The sequence below is a fragment of the Pseudomonas gingeri genome (genome assembly GCF_013385425.1).
In the GTDB taxonomy this organism is placed as follows: domain Bacteria; phylum Pseudomonadota; class Gammaproteobacteria; order Pseudomonadales; family Pseudomonadaceae; genus Aquipseudomonas; species Aquipseudomonas gingeri_D.
On record NZ_JACAQA010000004.1, the window covers coordinates 387,116 to 409,212 of the forward strand.

23 protein-coding genes, 1 tRNA gene and 1 pseudogene are annotated in these 22,097 nt (G+C 59.3%); 10 read left to right on the plus strand and 15 right to left on the minus strand.

Translation table 11 applies throughout. The annotated features are described in order from the left end of the window. The gene (locus tag HX830_RS07345) at window positions 1-771 is read left to right on the plus strand and encodes an ABC transporter ATP-binding protein (protein WP_152740983.1); all 771 of its coding nucleotides are present in this window, start codon (window positions 1-3) and stop codon (window positions 769-771) included. Between the two features lie 185 nt (window positions 772-956). Here the strand turns inward: HX830_RS07345 and HX830_RS07350 are convergent, their stop codons facing one another. From HX830_RS07350 to HX830_RS07390, 9 genes are all read right to left on the minus strand, one after another. Continuing rightward, the gene (locus HX830_RS07350) at window positions 957-1,358 is read right to left on the minus strand and encodes a type II toxin-antitoxin system MqsA family antitoxin (protein WP_103497579.1); all 402 of its coding nucleotides are present in this window, start codon (window positions 1,356-1,358) and stop codon (window positions 957-959) included. A 2-nt stretch (window positions 1,359-1,360) separates the two neighbouring features. After that, window positions 1,361-1,657 (minus strand): type II toxin-antitoxin system MqsR family toxin, encoded by a 297-nt coding sequence (locus HX830_RS07355; protein WP_152740982.1) that lies wholly within the window; start codon window positions 1,655-1,657, stop codon window positions 1,361-1,363. 189 nt (window positions 1,658-1,846) lie between these two features. After that, window positions 1,847-2,068, minus strand: a complete 222-nt coding sequence (locus tag HX830_RS07360; RefSeq protein WP_152740981.1) for a formate dehydrogenase subunit delta — start codon at window positions 2,066-2,068, stop codon at window positions 1,847-1,849. Further along, on the minus strand, window positions 2,065-4,953 hold the full coding sequence (gene fdhF / locus HX830_RS07365) for a formate dehydrogenase subunit alpha (protein ID WP_177099545.1): 2,889 nt from the start codon (window positions 4,951-4,953) through the stop codon (window positions 2,065-2,067). Before fdhF ends, HX830_RS07360 begins: the two co-directional genes overlap by 4 nt. Then, window positions 4,950-6,512 (minus strand): formate dehydrogenase beta subunit, encoded by a 1,563-nt coding sequence (locus HX830_RS07370; RefSeq protein WP_177099547.1) that lies wholly within the window; start codon window positions 6,510-6,512, stop codon window positions 4,950-4,952. Before HX830_RS07370 ends, fdhF begins: the two co-directional genes overlap by 4 nt. After that, entirely contained in the window at window positions 6,509-6,985 is a 477-nt protein-coding gene (locus tag HX830_RS07375) for a formate dehydrogenase subunit gamma (RefSeq protein WP_177099549.1), read from the minus strand. Before HX830_RS07375 ends, HX830_RS07370 begins: the two co-directional genes overlap by 4 nt. 1,070 nt (window positions 6,986-8,055) lie before the next feature. Beyond that, the gene (locus HX830_RS07380) at window positions 8,056-8,226 is read right to left on the minus strand and encodes a hypothetical protein (protein ID WP_177099255.1); all 171 of its coding nucleotides are present in this window, start codon (window positions 8,224-8,226) and stop codon (window positions 8,056-8,058) included. Then, window positions 8,223-8,591, minus strand: a complete 369-nt coding sequence (locus tag HX830_RS07385) for a hypothetical protein (RefSeq protein WP_177099551.1) — start codon at window positions 8,589-8,591, stop codon at window positions 8,223-8,225. The genes HX830_RS07380 and HX830_RS07385 overlap by 4 nt, the downstream gene beginning before the upstream one ends. Next, window positions 8,591-9,559: a hypothetical protein gene (locus HX830_RS07390; protein ID WP_177099553.1), complete on the minus strand. Its 969-nt coding sequence runs from the start codon at window positions 9,557-9,559 to the stop codon at window positions 8,591-8,593. Before HX830_RS07390 ends, HX830_RS07385 begins: the two co-directional genes overlap by 1 nt. Before the next feature lie 696 nt (window positions 9,560-10,255). Between HX830_RS07390 and HX830_RS07395 the strand changes: the two genes are divergently transcribed. After that, complete coding sequence (locus HX830_RS07395; protein ID WP_177099555.1) at window positions 10,256-10,534, plus strand: DUF3077 domain-containing protein; 279 nt, start codon at window positions 10,256-10,258, stop codon at window positions 10,532-10,534. Between the two features lie 86 nt (window positions 10,535-10,620). Here the strand turns inward: HX830_RS07395 and HX830_RS07400 are convergent, their stop codons facing one another. From HX830_RS07400 to HX830_RS07420, 5 genes and pseudogenes are all read right to left on the minus strand, one after another. Then, entirely contained in the window at window positions 10,621-10,839 is a 219-nt protein-coding gene (locus HX830_RS07400; protein ID WP_256350422.1) for a type II toxin-antitoxin system MqsA family antitoxin, read from the minus strand. A 2-nt stretch (window positions 10,840-10,841) separates the two neighbouring features. Beyond that, window positions 10,842-11,118 (minus strand): annotated as a pseudogene (locus HX830_RS32440) (type II toxin-antitoxin system MqsR family toxin). Next, window positions 11,061-11,735 (minus strand): DUF4276 family protein, encoded by a 675-nt coding sequence (locus HX830_RS07410; protein WP_177099559.1) that lies wholly within the window; start codon window positions 11,733-11,735, stop codon window positions 11,061-11,063. Before HX830_RS07410 ends, HX830_RS32440 begins: the two are co-directional and overlap by 58 nt. Next, on the minus strand, window positions 11,732-12,859 hold the full coding sequence (locus tag HX830_RS07415) for an AAA family ATPase (protein WP_177099561.1): 1,128 nt from the start codon (window positions 12,857-12,859) through the stop codon (window positions 11,732-11,734). Before HX830_RS07415 ends, HX830_RS07410 begins: the two co-directional genes overlap by 4 nt. Window positions 12,860-13,187: 328 nt before the next feature. Next, window positions 13,188-13,272, minus strand: a tRNA-Leu gene (locus HX830_RS07420). Window positions 13,273-13,380: 108 nt separating this feature from the next. Between HX830_RS07420 and queA the strand changes: the two genes are divergently transcribed. From queA to HX830_RS07450, 6 genes are all read left to right on the plus strand, one after another. Beyond that, window positions 13,381-14,445: a tRNA preQ1(34) S-adenosylmethionine ribosyltransferase-isomerase QueA gene (gene queA / locus HX830_RS07425; RefSeq protein ID WP_177099563.1), complete on the plus strand. Its 1,065-nt coding sequence runs from the start codon at window positions 13,381-13,383 to the stop codon at window positions 14,443-14,445. A 14-nt stretch (window positions 14,446-14,459) separates the two neighbouring features. Next, the gene (gene tgt, locus HX830_RS07430) at window positions 14,460-15,575 is read left to right on the plus strand and encodes a tRNA guanosine(34) transglycosylase Tgt (RefSeq protein WP_164886323.1); all 1,116 of its coding nucleotides are present in this window, start codon (window positions 14,460-14,462) and stop codon (window positions 15,573-15,575) included. A gap of 37 nt (window positions 15,576-15,612) precedes the next feature. After that, on the plus strand, window positions 15,613-15,951 hold the full coding sequence (gene yajC / locus HX830_RS07435; RefSeq protein WP_100941399.1) for a preprotein translocase subunit YajC: 339 nt from the start codon (window positions 15,613-15,615) through the stop codon (window positions 15,949-15,951). 62 nt (window positions 15,952-16,013) lie between these two features. Further along, a complete protein-coding gene (secD, locus tag HX830_RS07440; protein ID WP_152740974.1) occupies window positions 16,014-17,882 on the plus strand; it encodes a protein translocase subunit SecD in 1,869 nt (622 codons plus the stop codon). A gap of 9 nt (window positions 17,883-17,891) precedes the next feature. Continuing rightward, entirely contained in the window at window positions 17,892-18,806 is a 915-nt protein-coding gene (secF, locus tag HX830_RS07445; RefSeq protein WP_100941401.1) for a protein translocase subunit SecF, read from the plus strand. A 124-nt stretch (window positions 18,807-18,930) separates the two neighbouring features. Then, on the plus strand, window positions 18,931-19,497 hold the full coding sequence (locus tag HX830_RS07450; protein ID WP_103498552.1) for a glycine zipper 2TM domain-containing protein: 567 nt from the start codon (window positions 18,931-18,933) through the stop codon (window positions 19,495-19,497). Between the two features lie 73 nt (window positions 19,498-19,570). On the opposite strand, the gene suhB is transcribed toward HX830_RS07450, so the two are convergent. Next, complete coding sequence (suhB, locus tag HX830_RS07455) at window positions 19,571-20,386, minus strand: type III secretion system regulator SuhB (protein WP_152740973.1); 816 nt, start codon at window positions 20,384-20,386, stop codon at window positions 19,571-19,573. A 144-nt stretch (window positions 20,387-20,530) separates the two neighbouring features. On the opposite strand from suhB, the gene trmJ reads away from it, so the two are divergent. After that, the gene (trmJ, locus tag HX830_RS07460) at window positions 20,531-21,304 is read left to right on the plus strand and encodes a tRNA (cytosine(32)/uridine(32)-2'-O)-methyltransferase TrmJ (RefSeq protein WP_100941404.1); all 774 of its coding nucleotides are present in this window, start codon (window positions 20,531-20,533) and stop codon (window positions 21,302-21,304) included. Then, window positions 21,304-22,080 (plus strand): serine O-acetyltransferase, encoded by a 777-nt coding sequence (cysE, locus tag HX830_RS07465; protein ID WP_152740971.1) that lies wholly within the window; start codon window positions 21,304-21,306, stop codon window positions 22,078-22,080. The genes trmJ and cysE overlap by 1 nt, the downstream gene beginning before the upstream one ends. Window positions 22,081-22,097: the final 17 nt, after the last annotated feature.

Below are 22,097 nucleotides of genomic sequence, written 5' to 3' on the forward strand. Positions count from 1 at the left end.
ATGTATAAATTGATCGTTGAAGATGTGCATAAAAACTATGGCAGCCATGAAGTTCTCAAGGGGGTCTCGCTCAAGGCCAAAGCGGGTGATGTGATCAGCATCATTGGCTCCTCGGGTTCTGGAAAAAGTACTTTCCTGCGCTGTATCAACCTGCTCGAACAGCCGTCGGCGGGGCGCATCACTGTCAATGCCGAGGAACTGCTCACACGCAAGAACTCGGGGGGCGACTTGTGTGCGGCCAATCCCCGGCAGTTGCAGCGGATGCGCAGCCAGTTGTCGATGGTGTTTCAGCACTTCAATCTGTGGAGCCATATGACGGTGCTGGAGAACCTTATCGAGTGTCCGATGAGTGTGCTGGGTCTCGCTCGCAAGGAGGCCCTGGAGCGGGCGCGTCATTACCTGGCGAAGGTCGGCCTGGCGGAAAAGGTCGAAAGCCAGTATCCGGCCCATCTGTCCGGTGGCCAACAACAGCGTGTCGCCATCGCCCGTGCGCTGACCATGGAGCCCCAGGTGATGCTGTTCGATGAACCGACTTCGGCCCTGGACCCTGAATTGGTGGGCGAGGTGCTCAAGGTCATGCAGCAGTTGGCGGAGGAAGGCCGGACGATGGTGGTAGTCACCCATGAAATGGCATTTGCCAGGCAGGTGTCGAACCATGTGGTTTTTCTGCATCAGGGCAGGATAGAGGAGCAGGGAGACCCGGACCGGGTCTTTGAGCAGCCTCGTAGTGAGCGGTTGAAGCAGTTTCTGGCGGGGAGTCTTAAGTCGTGATGCCGGGTTGAGCAATCAGGGGGAGTATTGGTAGGTTTCGTACGTCATCGTTCATCGCGAGCAAACTCGGAATTTATAGCAATACAGTGTTTTTTGTTTTCCAACCGTCGAAAAAAGACCTTGAAACTCAAGGTCTTTTTTCAAACGAACACAAGGTGTATAGCTGGAGTGCGAGCCCCAGGACCTCAGGCCATTCTGACTTCATTCAGCAGTTCAGGATGACGGTCCAGCACCTTGAGCAGTTTCACCAACGCCAACGAGGGTCTGGTTTTACCATTCTCATATCGAGAGAAAGCATTGATTCCCCCGCCAAAGATCTCAGCCGCCTCTCGTTGATCAAGAGAGAGTTTCTTGCGTACGCTGGCAATAAATCCAGGGTCGACAATGGCTGCGTTGACCTGTTTCGAGAAAGCACGCATTTCACGCATGACGCGATCTGATTCGGTCATATCCAGGATCGATTCGGCGCACGCCGGACAGAAGTCGCCTGTCACCGCAGTGATCGTGGTGGTTTCGCCCTTGTAGGTATGGGGCAGGTCACGTGTATCGTGGATCAGCTCCGCCGCGCCGCAAACAGGACATTTCATGTTCATAACTCCTTGAAGGACACGATCAGCACGTCATCGATAACCGTCAGCTTTAAATACACGTCGCCCACCTGCGTGCTGGGGCGGTACACGTCTTGCCAGATCATGTGATCGGCATGGGTCGTCATGCTCTTGTAGAAGTCCGTTGCTGTCAGCGCCGTCACGACCGCCAGCATATCTGACAGCTCTAGCCCCAACTCATTCGCGCCCGCTCGTGCGGTGTGGGTGGTGCGTACTTGTCCCGCTTCGACCAAGGCTTTGACGATGGATAGCTTGCAATGCGGGATGCGTTTTTCCATGAGATTAGATACTAACCTATTAGGTTTTTATTTGGCAATTTGGTGGGCGTTTCGGCTGTATTGGAAACCAGCTTACTCCGTAGTGATGGAGGGGGCTTTGGAGGTGTATTTCAAGATTTGAAAGGCGTTGGAATGCCCCCTTGGTCTGTCGTCACCGACCAGGGGGCAACCCCAAGCGATTGTGTGGACCTAAGCCTCCCACCCCGCGCCACTGACCGCCGCCTGCGCCAGCGGATGCATGTCCGCCCCCTGATGTTCTGTCTGCCAGGCCAGTAACTCCTTGCGCATGCCCGGCGTCCAGAACATCTGCAGATGATTACGCACGCCGAGCACGGCCTGTTGCTGGTCCGGTTCGGTAGCGAAGTACTGGGCGATCTGGTTGGCCATCTTGATCAGGTTTTCAGTACTCATCGGCGCACCTCGGCTTTGGCTCCGGCGCTGTGTTCATGGCGGCGCTCATCAAGCAGGCGTTGTTGTTCGTCGCTGAACTCCTGATAGCGTTTCTGCCACTCGGAAGGGTGGTAGACACGGCTGACTTCGACGGCGGTGACCTTGTACTCCGGACAGTTGGTGGCCCAGTCGGAGTTGTCGGTGGTGATGACGTTGGCCCCCGATTCAGGGAAGTGGAAGGTGGTGTACACCACGCCCGGGGCGACCCGTTCGGTGACCCGCGCGCGCAGTACGGTCTGTCCGGCGCGGCTGCCGATGCCGACCCAGTCGCCTTCGTTGATGCCACGGCTCTCGGCATCGCTCGGGTGGATTTCCAGGCGATCTTCGTCGTGCCAGGCGATGTTCTCGGTACGCCGGGTCTGGGCGCCGACGTTGTACTGGCTGAGGATGCGCCCGGTGGTCAGCAGCAGGGGATAGCGATTGTTGACCTTTTCCTCGGTGGGGATGTAGCCGGTAAGCATGAAACGCCCCTTGCCGCGCACGAATTCCTCGATATGCATGGTCGGCGTGCCGTCCGGTGCCTCGGCGTTGCACGGCCATTGCAGGCTGCCGTGGCTATCCAGCGCGGCATAGCTGACGTTGGTGAAGGTTGGCGTCAGGCTGGCGATTTCGTCCATGATTTCCGACGGGTGCTTGTAGTTCATGGGGTAACCCAGGGCGTTGGCCAGGGCCACCGTGCCTTCCCAGTCGGCTTTGCCGCCGAGCGGTTCCATGACCTTGCGCACTCGGGAGATGCGCCGCTCGGCGTTGGTGAAGGTGCCGTCCTTTTCCAGGAACGAACTGCCCGGCAGGAACACGTGGGCGAACTTGGCGGTTTCGTTGAGGAAAATATCCTGCACCACAATGCATTCCATGGCCGACAGGGCCGCGGTGACATGCTGGGTATTGGGGTCGCTCTGGGCGATATCTTCGCCCTGGCAGTACAGGCCCTTGAAGCTACCGCTGAGGGCGGCTTCGAACATATTGGGGATGCGCAGCCCTGGGTCGGGTTGCAGGCTGACGTGCCAGGCCTGTTCGAACTGCGCCCGTACCACCTCGTTGGAGATGTGCCGGTAACCGGGCAATTCGTGGGGGAAGGAGCCCATGTCGCAGGAGCCCTGCACGTTGTTCTGACCCCGCAGTGGGTTCACGCCCACGCCTTCGCGACCGATATTGCCGGTGGCCATGGCCAGGTTGGCGATACCCATCACCGCTGTGCTGCCCTGGCTGTGTTCGGTGACGCCCAGGCCGTAGTAGATCGCCGCGTTGTTGCCGCCGGCATACAGGCGGGCGGCGGCACGGATATCGGCAGCGGCGACGCCGCAGATCGGGCCAAGGACTTCCGGCGAGTTTTCCGCGCGACTGACGAATTCGCTCCAGCGGGCGAAATCGTTGCCCTCGCAGCGGGCGTCGATAAAGGCCTGGTCGAGCAGGCCTTCGGTGACGATGACGTGGGCCAGGGCATTGAGCATGGCAACGTTGGTGCCCGGGCGCAGGGCCAGGTGCAGGTCGGCGCGACCGTGTACCGCGTCCACCAGGTCGATGCGCCGTGGGTCGATAACGATCAATCGTGCGCCTTCACGCAGACGGCGTTTGAGTTGGGAAGCAAACACCGGATGGGCATCGCTGGGGTTGGCGCCCATCACTAGGATCACGTCGGCCTGCATCACCGAGTCGAAACTCTGGGTCCCGGCGGATTCGCCCAGGGTTTGTTTCAGGCCATAGCCTGTGGGCGAATGGCATACCCGCGCGCAGGTGTCGACGTTGTTGTTGCCGAAGGCGGCCCGCACCAGTTTTTGCACCAGGTAGGTTTCTTCGTTGGTGCAGCGGCTGGAGGTGATGCCGCCAATGGAATCGCGACCGTATTTCTGCTGCAGGCGGCGGAATTCGCTGGCGGCGTAGGTCACCGCTTCATCCCAGCTGACTTCCTGCCAAGGGTCGTTGATGTGCTTGCGGATCATCGGCTTGGTGATGCGATCCGGGTGGCTGGCGTAGCCCCAGGCAAAACGTCCCTTGACGCAGGAGTGGCCGTGGTTGGCCTGGCCGTTCTTGTCGGGAACCATACGCACCAGCTTGTCGCCTTTCATCTCGGCGCGGAACGAGCAACCCACGCCGCAATAGGCACAGGTGGTGATCACGGCGCGTTCGGGCTGGCCCAGTTCGACCACGCTTTTTTCCATCAGGGTCGCGGTGGGGCAGGCCTGCACACAGGCGCCGCAGGACACGCATTCCGAGTCGAGGAAATTCTCGCCACCGGCGGCTGAGACCCGGGATTCGAAGCCGCGTCCGGTAATGGTCAGGGCAAAGGTGCCCTGGGTTTCTTCGCAGGCGCGCACGCAGCGGTTGCAGACGATGCACTTGCTCGGGTCGTAGTCGAAGTAGGGGTTGGAGGTGTCTTTCTGGTCGGCCAGGTGGTTTTCACCTTCATAGCCGTAGCGCACCTCCCGCAGGCCGACCTGGCCGGCGACGGTCTGCAGTTCGCAGTTGCCGTTGGCCGAGCAGGTCAGGCAGTCCAGCGGGTGATCGGAGATGTACAGCTCCATGACGTTGCGGCGCAGGCTGGCGAGCTTCGGTGTCTGGGTGTGCACGCTCATGCCTTCGCTGACCGGCGTGGTGCAGGACGCCGGGTAGCCGCGCATGCCGTCGATTTCCACCAGGCACATGCGGCAGGAGCCGAAGGCTTCCAGGCTGTCGGTGGCACACAGCTTGGGAATGGTGGTGCCCAGCAGCGCGGCGGCACGCATCACCGAGGTGCCTTCGGGCACGCTGATGCTGCGGCCGTCGATATTCAGGGTGACCTGCACCTGGCTGTCGCGGGCCGGGGTGCCGAGGTCGATATCGGTATTCGGGTCGAAGAGAGTGATCATTGCTCGGCCTCCGAGGATTGCAGACCGAAGTCGGCGGGGAAGTACTTGAGGGCGCTGGCCACCGGGTAGGAAGTCATGCCGCCCAGTGCGCAGAGCGAACCGTATTGCAGGGTGTCGCACAGGTCCTTGAGGATGAGCGCCTGGGTATCACGACCGTTCTGGTCGGGTGCGGCGAGCAGGCGATCGATGACCTCCACGCCGCGGGTCGAGCCGATGCGGCAAGGGGTGCATTTGCCGCAGGATTCCTCGGCGCAGAACTGCAGGGCGAAGCGCGCCATGCGGGCCATGTCCAGGCTGTCATCAGCCACTACCACGCCACCGTGACCGAGCATGGCGCCGATGGCGGCGAAGGCTTCGTAATCCAGGGGTGTGTCGAATTGGCTGGGTGGCACCCAAGCGCCGAGGGGACCACCGACTTGGGCGGCCTTCAATGGCCTGCCACTGGCAGTGCCGCCGCCGTAGTCTTCCACCAGTTCCCGCAGGGTCAGGCCAAATGCCCGTTCCACCAGGCCGCCGTGACGGATATTGCCGGCCAGTTGGAAGGGCATGGTGCCCAGGGAGCGGCCCATGCCGTAGTCGCGATAGAACTGCGCGCCCTTGGCCAGAATCAGCGGCACCGAGGCCAGGGTCAGCACGTTGTGCACCAGGGTCGGCAGGCCGAACAGGCCCTTCAGGGCGGGAATCGGCGGCTTGGCGCGGACGATCCCGCGCTTGCCTTCGAGGGAGTCCAGCAGCGCGGTTTCCTCGCCGCAGATATAGGCGCCGGCACCGACGCGCACTTCCATATCAAAGGCCAGGCCGCTGCCGCTGACATTAGATCCAAGGTAACCAGCGGCGCGGGCGATATCCAGTGCGTCGCGCAGTGTGGCCACGGCCTGTGGATATTCCGAGCGCACATAGATGTAGCCGTAGCTGGCGCCGACGCTGATACCGGCGATGGCCATGCCTTCGATCAGCAAGAAGGGGTCGCCTTCCATCAACATGCGGTCGGCGAAGGTGCCGGAGTCGCCTTCGTCGGCGTTGCAGACAATGTACTTCTGCGCCGCCTGGGCGCCGCGCACCGTGCGCCATTTGATCCCGGCGGGGAAGGCCGCGCCGCCACGGCCACGCAGGCCTGAGTCGAACACGGCGGTAGCGGTCTGCTCGCCGCCCAGGGCGATGGCCTGGGTCAGGCCCTCGAAGCCTCCGTGGGCTTGGTAGTCCTCGAGAGATAGCGGCCGGGTAATCCCGGCACGGGCGAACAGCAGGCGTTGTTGTGTCTTCAGATAAGGCAACTGTTCCACCGGGCCCAGGGCCAGGGGATGGGTGGATGGATCGCCTTGCAGTGCATCGAGCAGGGACGGCACATCGGCAACCGTCAGCGGGCCGAAGCCGATTCGGCCTTGCGCACTGTCGATTTCCAGCAGCGGCTCCAGCCAGTACAGGCCACGGGAGCTGGTGCGTTGCAGGTCCAGCGGCAGATTGCGCTCGCGGGCTTGGGTGGCCAGGGCCACGGCGACCTCATCGGCACCCACGGCACGGGCAAGGGAATCGGCGGGGAGATAGAGGCTCGGCATCATGCGTCCTCCCGGCATGTATCGAGCAGGGCATCCAGGCGCTCGGCGCTGAGTCGCGCATGCACCTGGCCGTCCAGCTCCAGGGCCGGCGAGCAGGCGCAGGCACCGAGGCAATAGACCGGGCGCAGGCTGATGCTGCCGTCGGCACTGCTGCCGTGGTCGTCCAGTTGCAGGCGTTCGCGCAGTTGCGCGGCGAGCTGCTCGGCGCCGCGGCTCTGGCAGGATTCGGCGCGGCACAGGCGCAGGATATGCCGGGCCGGAGGCGCGCTACGGAAGTCGTGGTAGAAGCTGATCACCCCGCGTACTTCGGCTTGACTCAGGTTGAGGGCGTGGGCAATCTCGGGGACGGCGGCATCGGGGATATAGCCGATGCCCGCCTGAATCTCATGGAGGATGGGCAACAGTGCGCCGGGGGAGCCCTTGTGGCGCTCCAGCACGTTGTTGACCATGGGCAGGTACAACATCTCATCAGGCATACGGCATTCCTCACGGTCACGGACAAACCAGGCGGTTGTCGGTTGTCCGAAAGTGTCGGCTGCGGCACTCACGCCACGTCACGGTATCGTGGCATTTCAGGCCGTTGGCCAGGCACCCTGGGCGGGCATCTTGTTGGGCCCGATGCGGTCTTTGCCGCACCTCTTCAGGGCATAAAAGGCAGCTTGCCACGCGGCCTATGATTCGCCTGCACCAAAGCGACGTACGCGGTTCTTTTTGCGACCGCCTGTTGAGTCTAGATGAGTGCTGACCGAGGTGTTGTCCACGAGGGGGCGGGGTGCCTCTTTTTCCAGAAAGTGGAGGCGAAAAAAAACCGCCTTAGTAGGGCGGTTTTTTCCGCAAGTCTGGCATAAAGCCAGCTTGCATATCTCACAGAGACCATCGACGTGGATCCTCAGTTTACTGTCGTTAGCTGCATCATGCAACGCTGTGCTTGCTTCGCGGCGACAGGGTTATTGAGTACTGATTGATTATGAAATATTTTGATCAACGTTAGTTTGAAAAATATCCCTGTAATGGGAATTAAGGCCGGTGCGCTCAGGTATTATGTCCACGCTCTCACGCTCGAGAGTCCTTGTGAAGTGGCCAAGCCCGCGCGCGCATTCCGTTCTCCTGACACGGCTTAGTAACCCGTGCCGGATTTATTCAGGAGTTCACCAGCCTGGCCGCCTCACAGAGACCATCGCCGTGGATCTCGAAGGCGTACATGTTCCGGTAAGTACGCTGGAGGTTTGGCCCACCTTGGAGGGCCAAAGTATGTCAAAGATTCTGCGACGTACCTGGAGCCTCGTAGTGAACGCATTTCGGGCTTATCGCCTGTATGAGTTTCTGCGGGATCATTTCGATAATCAGCGGTAAAGGTTGTTGAAGTGGCCCGTCCCGGCTTCGGTCGGGGCGGGTTTAGCAATGCGTCTGCTATTTGATTGTCCATTCCCTCTCTTTGCCCTTCAGCCATTCCCGGCAATCGTCGGGCAGATCATCAATTGGGTAACTAATATATGGTTGTATTCCGAGTATTCGCACGCTCTACATGATTACTGCACCTGCCCGACTAGCGGCGTCGACGCTGTTCGGACGCAAAAACTGCCGCAACCGCTGAAAGTCTGGCACGGTTCACCCATTTGGCCTTGATGATTTTCAGATCGGTCAGGTTGCCTGCTTCTGCGTCGGCGATTCCATCGGCAATTGCATTGATGTGCCAGGGTGTGGGCTTAACGCTCACTGGAATTGTTCCCCTATACAGAATGCGATAGCGGCAAGAAAAAAAGGGATCTCAAAATACAATGGGGCTTTGATCCATCGCTTGAGTGTTGGTGGAATAACGTCTATTTCTTGCTGAGTCAAGAATCCGCGCCAGATGAACATCTTGGGGAACATGACCATCATACTTATCAATCCCTGTCTCATTGAGCGATCCTTGAACGAGTTGCCTCCCCACCATCGGCAATGGCCAATCATCATTGTGTTATCCTTGAAGTAGACCTCAACAAGATCCAGCTTGGCCTTCGTGACATAGGCTGACAAGCCAACACCAAGGAATAATAGAAACAGAGACAGAAAAGCCCCCACCGCTTTTAATGTCATCATCAGTACTGCCCCTCATAAATCAAATCACCGGTATACTCTCCCAGTCCCCCACCAATCTTCCCACCGATATATCCACCTGCGGCTGCGCCGATAATCCCACACCCCAAAGCCCCCCACCCTCCAGATACAACACCCAATCCAATGGCGCATATGATGGGACCGGCCTTACCTCCAAGTACTCCACCGAAGTGAGATCCCGTAATTCCTGCGACCACTTTACCGCCTTCGACATACCGCGCTTTTCTGCACTGCTCCTCGCGCCCGGTCGAACATGCCTCTTGAATTGCCAGCCCCGCCGCTCCCACGTCCAGCGTCATGCCCACATAACCGCCTTTGCTCAGAAAACGGGAGGTACTGGCAATCTTGTTGATCCGCTGCGCATACCAGTCGATTTCCTGGCGATGCAGATAGCGTCGGGTGGAAATGCCGAGCATTTTCTTGATCGATTTGTTGTGCCGCAAGCTGGTGCCGTAATGGCCGACGCCCTGGAGTTGGGTGTCCAGCTTCTGGAATAGGGCCTGTCGCTTGGCGATGAATTCGGCCTTGGCTGAAACACCGCCTTTCAGATGCTGCTGATGCAGTTTTTCGATGTCTTTCAAGGTGTCCTCAACCCCGCTCAAATGCCGTCCCCAGGCGGCTGTGGTGCTACCGATGCCAATCGAGCTGTAACCCAGCAACCCCTGTAACAAATCATAGTTGTTCAGGATCTCGACACCCGCCCTGGGTTCGAGACTCAGGGCCAGGTCGATTTCCCGGGCCCGGGTCATCAGCCAGGCCTCTTCGAAGGTGCAGGACGCCGTAGTATCGTCGGGCACGATCACCAGTTGCCCGGGGGTTACCATCGAGCGGCGCAGGTGACTATTGACCGTGTCGAACTTGGTCAGTGCATGTGAACCACGCTGTATCAATAGCTGGCTTTTCAGGCTGGGGTAATGGGTGGTCTTTTCATTGATGAATCCGTGCGCCACGCTTCACATCCTTGATGTGTGAAAGATGACGTCGGATATAAGGGCAGATAAACACTGAAAAAAAGAGCAATTCCGCTATTTGCTACAGGTCTTAATTGATTATGGGAAATGTCCTACGTATCGATTGATGTTGAATAGGTTGGAGAGCATGCGTGGCTTACTTGGCGAAGGGTAATTTACCGGTGGCAACGAAGGCTTCAAAGGCTTTTTGTCCGTCACGCGCGGCCTGACGCACATCAAGGTATGTCAGTTCACTGCTGATGGGCTTCTTGTAGGGTTTGTCGATTTTTTTGGGTGGTGGCCATGGTGCTGTCCAGAGATCAAATGCTCATATGAAAAGATTAAGCGATCGTTCATTGTTGAGCAAGCCATGGTGGCTGGCGATATTGCAGCCGCTTCGGCCAAAGGTTTGTGCTGGGATGTCACACCGGTTCCATATGCCGGTTGAAATTTTTCGACTTAAATACTCCCTACCAGTCACATTGCAGCTCTTCACTACGCGCGCTACCTTTTGTTTGTCGCTGCCAATTCGGCGACCGGGCCTGGAAACCCGTGGAACGGAAGATAGGCGCATAGGCGCCACTATCGATTAGACTGCTGGCGCTTTCTTCTACGGTAGGAGTAGCGCATGAACATTTTGACTCAAGAGCTTCAGCTTCAAGTATCAAGCACCCGCGCATTCGTCGGAGGTGCCCAATGACCAACCCACCCACAAGCAAAACCCTTGGCGTCATCACCTTTTCCCAGTGCGGCTCCCAAGGTCGTGAACTGTTCCGCGTAAACCCTGGCGTTCCCATTCTGGAAGCCATGGAGCACGCGTCCCTCCTGCTCTATTGCGCCAAAGCACTCTCCCTCGATGCTGCCCTGGAAAGCGATGGCGAACGCTATGCTTGGGCATCGCATTACCTGGGCGAGATGGGCAAGGCGGTCATTGATGATTTGACGCAGGGAATGTTGCGCGGGACGTCGGTGTAGGCAGGTAGTTTTCGGTTGATGCCGATTTTGGCGGTGAGTGTTGGCAGGCTCACCGCGTTATCGTTCATCCGCGAGCAAGCTTGCTCCTACAGGAGCGGTGCGTTAGCTGCATGGGCCTGTTTCGAGGCTGATCGCATTTCGCGCATGACACTATCCGATTCGGCTGTATCCAGGACAGACTCGGCGCAGGCCGGGCAGAAGTCTCCCGTCACCGAAGTGATGACTGTGGTTTCGCCTTTGTAGGTGTAGGGCAGGTCACGTGTATCGTGGATCAGCTCCGCTGCGCCGCAAACAGGACATTTCATGTTCATAACTCCTTGAAGGATACGATCAGCACGTCATCGATAACCGTCAGCTTTAAATACACGTCGCCCACCTGCGTGCTGGGGCGGTACACGTCTTGCCAGATCATGTGATCGGCATGAGTCGTCATGCTCTCGTAGAAGTCCGTATCTGTCAGCACCGTCACGACAGTCAGCATATCTGACAGCTCAAGCTTTCAGTCCTGATTTTGATTTGGGTGCGGCTACGCCAATGGCAGCAACGATTCGATTTGTTGCAGCCAGGCATTGAACCGCGTGCATTGGGTTCGTATCGTTGGGAGGCCAATCTCAATCGCAGCGAGTGAGCCATGCAGCGGTTTCTCGTAGCCCTCGTAAAGCCTCAAGATCCGTTTGCTCGGTGCGGTCATCGGGCTGTTGTTGATGGTTTCTGGCGTATCGAACTCATTTCGTATGCGCTGCAGCTTTTCTTCAAGGAGTGGTTGGTTGATCCCGGCAGCCAGTCGCTCAGGACAACTGAATAGCAATCCCTCGAATTCGTACATCTGTACGTAGGGAATGAAGCGGCGCATCACATCGTTACCCAGTTTGTTCCTCAGCTTCTCTGTCATGGCCTTCAGTAGGTAGTCGGCTTTTTTATCCATGCTGTTTTTGCTGGCAGCCTCGGTTTTTCCGGGAAACTCTTCGGGCAGGCCGTAGAAGTCGAAAAACGTCGTACAGTAAGCCAGACGATCACCCAGCAGTCGCTTTTCGAGGTCGCTGAGCAGGCGTTCGAAGCGAAAGTTGCCGCCCTTGTGGCCGGGTTTGCCAATCAACGCCGGTGTTAGATAGATGCCCAAGTGATGAAAAGCTTCGGCGAGTACCTCGTTGATGAACATTTCCTCGGTCTGGCCTTCACAAATGACATGCACTCGAATCATTTGCGAGGCCTCCCGCCCAGGATGTTTTTCTCCCATAGCTCGCCGACCGAATAGTCTTCCAGCCAGGTTTCAAACTCATCCTCATCCAGTCGCTTGAAAACCGTCGCACCTTCTTCGCGTTCGACAATGATCAGATCTTCAATGGCAAACTCATTCACCAGTGGCACGGACTGCGTCGAGACAATCACTTGCATTCGTTTTGACGCTGAGCGCAGTAGTGAGCCCAGCAAAGTAATGGCGTATGGGTGTAGGCCCAATTCAGGCTCATCAATGATGATGGTCGAGGGCGGCTCCGGTTGGAGGAGGGCAGTCACCAGACACATGAAGCGGATCGAACCGTCCGAAAGCTGGCTGGGCCAGAAGATGTAGTCGCTGTCTTTCTGGCGCCACTGTAGATTGATCAATTCCTCTTCCGTGTCCAGGCGGCGGGGCTTGAGCACGAAATCATCGAAGAACGGAATGGCCAATTGGATGGTCTTGCGAATCTGTTCGTAGACATCCGGCGTTTCGTTTGATAAGCGGTAAAGATAGGCCGCCAGATTCGAGGCGTCTGGGCGCAGGTCGTCGTGGAGGTGGGCAGGACCGAAGCGCTTTACGGCTGCCGTGTCACTGGTGTCGTGAAAGTGGAAGACCTTCCAGCTTGAGATGGATTCATAGCAGTAAGCGGCCACGTCGTTTTTGTAGGCTGCCGAGAAATTTTTAGCCTTGAACACCTCTCGGAGTTTTGCTTCCTGATGACCCGAGCCGAGGGGGATCCACTGAGGGCCGTAAAGAGGTCCGTTGAAAAAAAGTCGTTCATTGGCAAATACAAAATCACCGTCGACCGTAGGTTCCAGCTCGAATCGATATCCGTTCAGACCAAATTTGACGAATGATTCTATTCTGTGGGTTTCTTTCACGCCGAAACTGACAATGCGATCTGCGGAGCCTTGCTGGGTCGTCCACTTTTTCAGGCGCAGCTCCATCATTTCGCCAAGCATGCGAAAGTAGGAAACGAAGCTGCTCTTGCCCGCGCCGTTGGCACCCAGCAGAACGTTCAGGCTTCCAAGGCTCAGGTCATCCAGGTGTTCGATCGACTTGAAGCCCTTGATCGTAAGCCTGCTGATGGAGTTCTTCTTGCTCATGATGCCTGATTCCTTGCGCGGCTCTGTTTGTCGAGTATCAGGCCGCGGTTGTTGATACATGATCAGAGTTTGCCATTGATTCCCAATATTGGCGTAACTCGTGAAAGGATCATCCTGATTTTATTTTTGCATCAGGTAACGCTGGAGCAGGTGTTACCAGTATCAATCGAGCGATCCTCGATTGATGTCGAGATTGGCGGCGGCGCACGGCAGGCTCTCCGCGTCATCGTTCATCGCGAGCAAGCTCGGCTCCTACAGGATCGTGGTGCTTTTCCACTTTTCTGCAGGCGAAAAAAAAGACCTTGAATTTCAAGGTCTTTTTTTAAGATGGTGCCCCGAGGGAGACTCGAACTCCCACTCCTTTCGAAAACGGATTTTGAATCCGCCGCGTCTACCAATTCCGCCATCAGGGCTCAATGGCGGCGAAGTATAGAGACGTGATTACCGTTGGTCAATCGGCTTTCGTGGTCAATTTTTACGATTTCCGCTAAACTTCCCGGCCCTGCTGAACGAACCCCATCATGCGCGTCGCTGACTTTACTTTCGAGCTCCCCGATTCCCTGATCGCTCGCCATCCTTTGGCCGAGCGACGCCTCAGTCGCCTGCTGACCCTCGACGGCCCCAGCGGCTCTCTCGCACACCGTCAATTCACTGATTTGCTTGAGCATTTACGCCCTGGCGATCTGATGGTGTTCAACAATACCCGGGTCATTCCAGCCCGCCTGTTCGGCCAGAAAGCCTCCGGCGGCAAGTTGGAGATCCTCGTGGAACGGGTCCTCGATACCCACCGCGTGCTGGCCCATGTGCGCTCCAGCAAGTCGCCCAAACCCGGATCGAAGATCCTGATCGATGGCGGCGGCGAAGCCGAGATGCTCGCCCGCCACGACACGCTCTTCGAACTGGGCTTCGCCGAAGAAGTGCTGCCGCTGCTGGAACGCGTCGGCCATATGCCGTTGCCTCCTTATATAGACCGCCCCGACGAAGGCGCCGACCGCGAGCGCTATCAGACCGTCTACGCCGAACGCCTTGGCGCCGTGGCCGCCCCCACCGCCGGGCTGCATTTCGATCAGCCGCTGCTGGATGCCATCGCCGCCAAGGGTGTTGAACGCGCTTTCGTCACCCTGCACGTCGGCGCCGGGACCTTCCAGCCGGTCCGTGTGGAGCGTCTCGAAGACCACCATATGCACCACGAATGGCTGGAAGTCAGCCAGGAAGTGGTCGATGCCGTTGCCGCCTGCCGTGCACGCGGCGGTCGGGTGATCGCCGTGGGCACCACCAGCGTCCGTTCGCTGGAAAGCGCCGCCCGCGATGGCGTGCTCAAGCCCTTCAGTGGCGACACCGACATCTTTATCTTCCCGGGCCGTCCCTTCCATGTGGTCGACGCCCTGGTGACCAATTTCCACCTGCCCGAATCCACGCTGCTGATGCTGGTTTCGGCCTTCGCCGGTTACCCCGAGACCATGGCCGCCTACAAGGCCGCCGTGGACAACGGCTACCGCTTCTTCAGCTACGGTGATGCGATGTTCATCACCCGCAACCCGGCGCCTGCCGCACCCAAGGATCGGGCCCCAGAGGACCAAGCATGAGTCGCAACTGTCGTATGTCGTTCGAGCTGCTCGCCACTGATGGCAAGGCTCGTCGCGGTCGCCTGACCTTCCCCCGCGGTACCGTCGAAACCCCGGCCTTCATGCCCGTGGGCACCTACGGCACGGTCAAGGGCATGCTGCCACGGGATATCGTCGCCACCGGCGCCGAAATCATCCTCGGCAACACTTTCCACCTGTGGCTGCGTCCCGGCACCGAGGTGATCAAGGCCCACGGCGACCTGCACGACTTCATGCAGTGGAAAGGCCCGATCCTCACCGACTCCGGCGGCTTCCAGGTGTTCAGCCTGGGCGCCATGCGCAAGATCAAGGAGGAGGGCGTGACCTTCGCCTCGCCGGTCGACGGCGCCAAGGTCTTCATGGGCCCGGAAGAGTCGATGCAGGTCCAGCGCGACCTGGGCTCGGACATCGTGATGATTTTCGACGAGTGCACCCCGTACCCGGCTGACGAAGACGTCGCCCGTGTGTCCATGGAGCTGTCGCTGCGTTGGGCCCAGCGCTCGAAAAACGCCCACGGCGAAAACACCGCCGCGTTGTTCGGCATCGTCCAGGGCGGCATGCACGAAAGCCTGCGCAAGCGCTCCCTCGAAGGCCTCGACCAGATCGGCTTCGACGGCCTGGCCATCGGCGGCCTGTCGGTGGGCGAGCCCAAGCACGAAATGATCAAGGTGCTGGATTACCTGCCCGGCCTGATGCCTGCTGACAAACCTCGTTACCTTATGGGCGTTGGCAAGCCGGAAGATCTGGTGGAGGGTGTGCGCCGCGGGGTGGACATGTTCGATTGCGTGATGCCAACCCGTAATGCCCGCAATGGGCACCTGTTCATCGATACCGGCGTGCTGAAGATCCGCAACGCGTTCCATCGCCATGATGAATCGCCGCTGGATCCGACCTGCGATTGCTACACCTGCCAGAACTTCTCCCGTGCTTATCTGCATCATTTGGACAAGTGCGGCGAAATGCTGGGGAGCATGTTGAATACGATCCACAATTTGCGCCATTACCAGCGCCTGATGGCTGGTTTGCGCGAGGCTATTCAACAGGGTACATTGGCCGCCTTTGTCGATGCCTTCTACGCCAAACGCGGGCTTCCCGTACCGCCTTTGGACTGAATTTTTCAGAATTGAATGATTGCAACTGGAGTGCTAAATGAGCTTTTTCATCTCTAACGCGTTCGCCGACGGCGCCGCGCCTGCTGCTGCAGGCCCGATGGGCGGTGGTTTCGAATGGATCTTCCTGGTCGGCTTCCTGGTCATCTTCTACCTGATGATCTGGCGTCCGCAGGCCAAGCGCGCCAAGGAGCAGAAGAACCTGCTGGGCAACCTGGCCAAGGGTGACGAAGTGGTCACCACCGGCGGTATCGCCGGCAAGATCACCAAAGTGAGCGACGATTTCGTGGTTCTGGAAGTCTCCGACACCGTCGAAATGAAGTTTCAGAAGGGGGCCATCGCGGCCACCCTGCCTAAAGGCACGCTGAAAGCGATCTAGGTTTCAACTCTTAACAATCGACGGGGCGCGCAAGGCGCCCCGCGTCATAAGCGGGCGGCGTGATGCTGAACAAATACCCTCTGTGGAAATACCTACTGATCCTGGCGGTGCTGGCGATCGGTTTTATTTATTCCGCTCCCAATCTCTATCCAGACGATCCGGCGATCCAGGTCAGCGGCGCAAGCACTGCACTGCAGGTCACCCAGGCCGATCTGGACCGTGTGAGCAAAGCGCTCACCGACGCCAAGATCACCGTCAAGGGCGCCACACTGGCTGCCGGCGGCAAGGGCGGCCTGATTCGTCTGACCAGGCAGGAAGACCAACTGCCGGCCAAGGATGTGGTGCGTAAAGCCCTCGGCGACGACTATGTCGTGGCCCTGAACCTGGCGCAGACCACTCCACAATGGTTGCGCAGCCTTGGCGCGCACCCGATGAAGCTGGGTCTGGACTTGTCCGGTGGTGTGCACTTCCTGCTGGAAGTGGACATGGAAAAAGCCGTCGACGCCCGCCTGAAAGTCTATGACGGCGACGTCAAGAGCCTGTTGCGCAAGGAGCGTGTGCGTTATCGCACCCTGCCACCGTTCAATGGCGCCATCCAGTTGGGCTTTGCTGACGCGGATACCCGTGAACAGGCCCGTGCGCTGATTCGCAAGAACTTCAACGATTTCGACATTGTAACGGCCGACCTCGGCGAGCAGCCGGTACTGCGTCTGGCGATGACCCCGGCCAAGCTGGCGGAAATCCGCGAATACTCCATCAAGCAGAACTTGACCACGGTGCGTAACCGCGTCAACGAGCTGGGTGTGGCCGAGCCACTGGTGCAGCGTCAGGGTGCCAACCGCATCGTGGTCGAACTGCCGGGCGTGCAGGACACCGCTGAAGCCAAGCGGATCCTCGGCAAGACCGCCAACCTGGAGTTCCGTCTGGCCGCTGAACCAGGTGCTTCGAAGGCGACTTCCGAAGAGTTCGAGTTCCGTGAAGGCAATCGTCCTCCGGCGCAGATCGAGCGTGGTCTGATCATCACCGGTGACCAGGTGACCGATGCCCAGGCGGGTTTCGACGAACACGGTCGTCCGCAGGTGAACATCAAGCTCGATGGCCACGGTGGTGACCTGATGAGCCGCGCGACCCGCAGCAACGTCGGTCGCAGCATGGCGGTGATCTTCATCGAGCAGAAGCCGATCACCACCTACACCAAGCAGGTTGTGGATGGCGTCGAAAAAGACGTGCCGGTGCAGACCTTCAAGGAAGAGAAGAAGATCATCAGCCTGGCGACCATCCAGTCGCCGCTGGGCAGTCAGTTCCGCATCACCGGCCTGAACGGCCAGGGCGAGTCCTCGGAACTGGCGCTGCTGCTGCGTGCCGGTGGTCTGGCCGCGCCGATGTACTTCGCGGAAGAACGTACCATCGGTCCAAGCCTGGGTGCCGACAACATCACCAAGGGTATCGATGCGTCGCTGTGGGGCATGCTGTTCGTCTCGCTGTTCATCATCGCCATCTACCGCTTTTTCGGCATCATCGCCACCGTGGCCCTGGCCTTCAACATGGTCGCCTTGCTGGCGCTGATGTCCTTGCTGGGGGCAACGCTGACCCTGCCGGGTATTGCCGGTATCGTCCTGACCATGGGTATGGCGGTGGACGCCAACGTGCTGATCTTCTCGCGGATACGTGAAGAGATCGCCGCGGGAATGACGGTGCAGCGAGCGATCAACGAAGGCTTTGGTCGTGCGTTCACGGCGATTATCGACGCCAACCTGACCACCTTGCTGGTGGGCGGCATCCTCTTTGCCATGGGGACCGGCCCGGTCAAGGGCTTTGCGGTGACCATGTCCCTCGGGATCTTTACCTCGATGTTCACGGCCATTCTGGTGACCCGCGCGATGGTCAACCTGATCTTCGGCGGTCGTGACTTCAAGAAGTTGTGGATTTAAGGGGCTGCCATGTTACGTACTATCAACTTCATGGGTGTTCGCAACGTTGCGTTCGGCGTCACCCTGTTCCTCACCGCATTGGCCTTGTTCAGCTGCTTCCACAAGGGCATGAACTACGGTCTGGACTTCACCGGCGGTACGCTCATCGAGCTGACCTACGAGCATGCGGCGGATGTCACCAAGGTGCGCGGAGAGCTGGCTGAGGCCGGTTATCACGAGGCGATCGTGCAGAGTTTCGGCGCGACCACCGACTTGCTGGTGCGCATGCCGGGTGAAGACCCGCAGCTGGGCCATCAGGTCGCCGAGGCGCTGCAGAAACTGGGCGGCGACAACCCGGTACAGATCAAGCGCGTCGAGTTCGTCGGCCCGCAGGTCGGTGAAGAGCTGCGCGACCAGGGCGGCCTCGGCATGCTCATGGCGCTGGGCGGCGTATTGATCTACCTGGCGTTCCGCTTCCAGTGGAAGTTCGCGGTGGGCGCCATCGTCTCGCTGGTCCACGACGTGGTGGTGACGGTGGGTATCCTCTCGTTCTTCCAGGTCACCTTCGACCTGACGGTGCTGGCGGCGGTACTGGCGATCATCGGTTACTCGCTCAATGACACCATCGTGGTCTTCGACCGGGTGCGTGAGAACTTCCGTGTGCTGCGCAAGGCCACTCTGATCGAGAACATCAACGTCTCGACCACCCAGACCCTGCTGCGGACCATGGCGACGTCGATCTCCACCTTGCTGGCGATTTCCGCGCTGCTGTTCTTCGGTGGCGATAACCTGTTCGGTTTCTCCATCGCCCTGTTTATCGGTGTGTTGGCGGGTACCTACTCGTCGATCTACATCGCCAACGTGGTGCTGATCTGGCTGAACCTGAACAGCGAGGACCTGATTCCTCCGGCCAATACCCAGAAGGAAGTCGACGACCGTCCTTGACGGAAATCTTTCTTCAGGCTGTTTGCTGATAAAGGCGCGAGTGTTGAACTCGCGCCTTTTTTTGTACTCCAAAGCCATAGAGAAGAGTGGGCACCGATCCACTTGTGATGGTCAGGAGGTTCACGTGAACAAGTCGTTGCTGGTAGGTGCGGTATTGGGTGCTGTCGGTGTCACTGCCGGAGGTGCTGTTGCCACCTACAGCCTGGTAAAAAGCGGCCCTGAGTATGCGCAAGTATTGGCGGTAGAGCCGGTCAAGACCCAGATCAAGACCCCGCGCCAAGTCTGTGAAGATGTCGCGGTGACCCGGCAGAAGCCGGTCCAGGATGAGCACCGCCTGGCCGGTACCGCGTTGGGTGCGGTCGGCGGTGGTCTGCTCGGCAGCCTGGTCGGCGGCGGTCGCGGCAAGACCCTGGCCACCGTGGTCGGTGCGGTCGGCGGCGGTTATGCCGGTAACAAGGTGCAGGAGGGCATGCAGGAGCGTGACACCTACACCACGACCCAGAAACGCTGCAACACGGTCAACGATGTCAGCGACAAGGTGGTCGGCTACGACGTGCGTTATCAGTTGGGCGGCAAGGAAGGCAAGATCCGGATGGATCGTGATCCGGGCAACCAGATCCCGGTGGACAAGGATGGTCATCTGGTCCTGAGTCAGAACCAGGGTCAGCCAGCTCCGCAGCCGGGCCAGTAACGGCTACTGTTGTAGGGACATAAAAAATGCCCCGTATCGCAAGATACGGGGCATTTTTGTGTTCGGCGAAAGCTTAGCGCTTCAGCGAAGCCGGCAGGTGCGGCTGGATCGCCGTCAGTACGGCCTTGAAGCACTTGGTGTTGCCGGCAACGATATGGCCTTTTTCCAGGAAGTCGTGACCGCCGGTGAAGTCGCTCACCAGGCCGCCGGCTTCCTGGATCAGCAGGGCGCCCGCCGCCATGTCCCATTCGGACAGGCCCGACTCCCAGAACGCATCGAAACGACCGGCGGCCACATAGGCCAGGTCCAGGCTCGCGGCACCGGCGCGGCGGATGCCGGCGGTCTGGCCGACCAGGGCGCGGAACATGCCCAGGTAGTTGTCCAGGTTGTCCATCTGGTCGTCACGGAACGGGAAACCGGTACCCAGCAGGGCGCCGTCCAGGCTGGTGCGACCGCTGACGCGCAGGCGACGGCCATTGAGCTGGGCGCCACGGCCACGGGAGGCGGTGAATTCTTCCTGGCGGACCGGGTCGAGGACCACGGCGTGTTCCAGGCGACCACGGTATTTGCAGGCGATGCTGACCGCGAAGTGCGGGATGCCACGCAGGAAGTTGGTGGTGCCATCCAGTGGGTCGATGATCCACAGGTATTCTTCGCCTTCGCCGCTGCCGGCGTGGAAGCCGGTTTCTTCGCCACGAATGGCGTGGGTCGGATAGGCCTTGCGCAGCGCGTCGATAATTTTCTGTTCGGCGGCGCGATCCACTTCGGACACATAGTCCTTGGCGTCTTTTTCGTCGACCTTGATGGTATCCAGGCGCTCGATGGAGCGGAAAATCAATTCACTGGCGCTGCGGGCGGCGCGCAGCGCGATATTCAGCATGGGCTGCATGGACGTTTCACCTAGAGTGTTAAAGAAAGCCGAACATTCTACCAGAAAAGTCCCGGGGGAGAAGGACGACGTTGGCGCTCGTGGCGCAATCCCCAGTGCTTCTGTAAGATTTGCTCCCCTTCGCCGAGTCTGAGAGTGTCTCTCGTGCTGCAAAATATTCGTGTTGTCCTGGTCAATACCAGTCATCCGGGCAATATCGGCGGGGCCGCGCGGGCCATGAAGAACATGGGGCTGTCGCGCCTGGTGCTGGTGGAGCCGCGGATCTTTCCGTCCGCTGAAGCCGATGCACGGGCTTCCGGTGCTACCGATATCCTTGAAAACGCGCAAGTCGTCGCCACCTTGGAAGACGCATTGGTCGGTTGCAACCTGGTGTTTGGTACCAGTGCTCGCGATCGGCGGATTCCGTGGCCGTTGCTCGATCCCCGTGAATCCGGGTTGAAGGTGGTCGAGGAGGCCGGGCAGGGCGCCGAGATCGCACTGGTGTTCGGTCGTGAAGATTCCGGCCTGACCAACGACGAGCTGCAGCGATGTCATTATCACGTACATATCCCGTCCGATCCGGACTTCAGTTCGCTCAACCTCGCCACGGCGGTGCAGGTGCTGAGCTATGAAGTGCGGATGTCCTGGCTGGCGGCCGTCGGGCAGCCGAGCAAGGTAGAGAAGCATGAAGTGGCGTCGACGCGCAGCGAAGAGCTGGCGACCATGGACGAGATGGAGCGGTTCTACGGCCATCTGGAACAGACCCTGGTGGCCATCGACTTCCTCGACCCCGAAAAACCGCGCCATTTGATGGCACGGTTGCGTCGCCTGTACGGGCGCAGTTCGGTCAGTCGCGCCGAGATGAATATTTTGCGGGGCATCCTCACGGAAACCGAAAAAGCGGCCCGGGGCGAGCTCCTTAAGCGGAAGGATCAGTGATGTTCGAGCGTTTGCGAGAAGATATCCAGAGCGTATTCCACCGTGATCCGGCGGCGCGTAATGCCTTCGAAGTGCTGACCTGCTACCCGGGCCTGCATGCCATCTGGCTGCATCGCCTGGGTCATGCCTTGTGGGGCATGGGCTGGAAATGGCTGGCGCGGGTGGTGTCGAACTTCGGTCGTTGGCTGACCGGCATCGAGATCCACCCCGGGGCCAAGGTCGGGCGGCGGTTCTTTATCGACCATGGCATGGGCATCGTGATCGGCGAGACCGCCGAGATCGGCGATGACGTGACCATCTACCAGGGTGTGACCCTGGGTGGCACCAGTTGGAACAAGGGCAAGCGTCATCCGACTTTGGAGGATGGCGTGGTGGTGGGCGCCGGCGCCAAGGTGCTCGGGCCGTTTACCGTCGGTGCCGGGGCCAAGGTCGGGTCCAATGCGGTGGTGACCAAGGCGGTGCCGGCCGGTGCGACCGTAGTGGGGATTCCTGGGCGGATCATCATGAAGGCCGACGATCAGGTCGAAGCCAAGCGCAAGGCCATGGCGGAGAAGATTGGTTTCGATGCCTATGGCGTCAGCGAAGACATGCCGGACCCGGTGGCGCGGGCCATTGGCCAGTTGCTCGATCACCTGCAGGCGGTGGATGGGCGTCTGGAGGGGGTGTGTGGGGCGCTGAAGGACCTGGGCAGCACGTATTGCGCCAAGGAGCTGCCGGAGTTGCAGTGTGATGGGTTTGTCGAGGTGAAGAGCGAGGCCGAGGCCAAAGCGGGCTGATCTTTGTCGGACTTGCC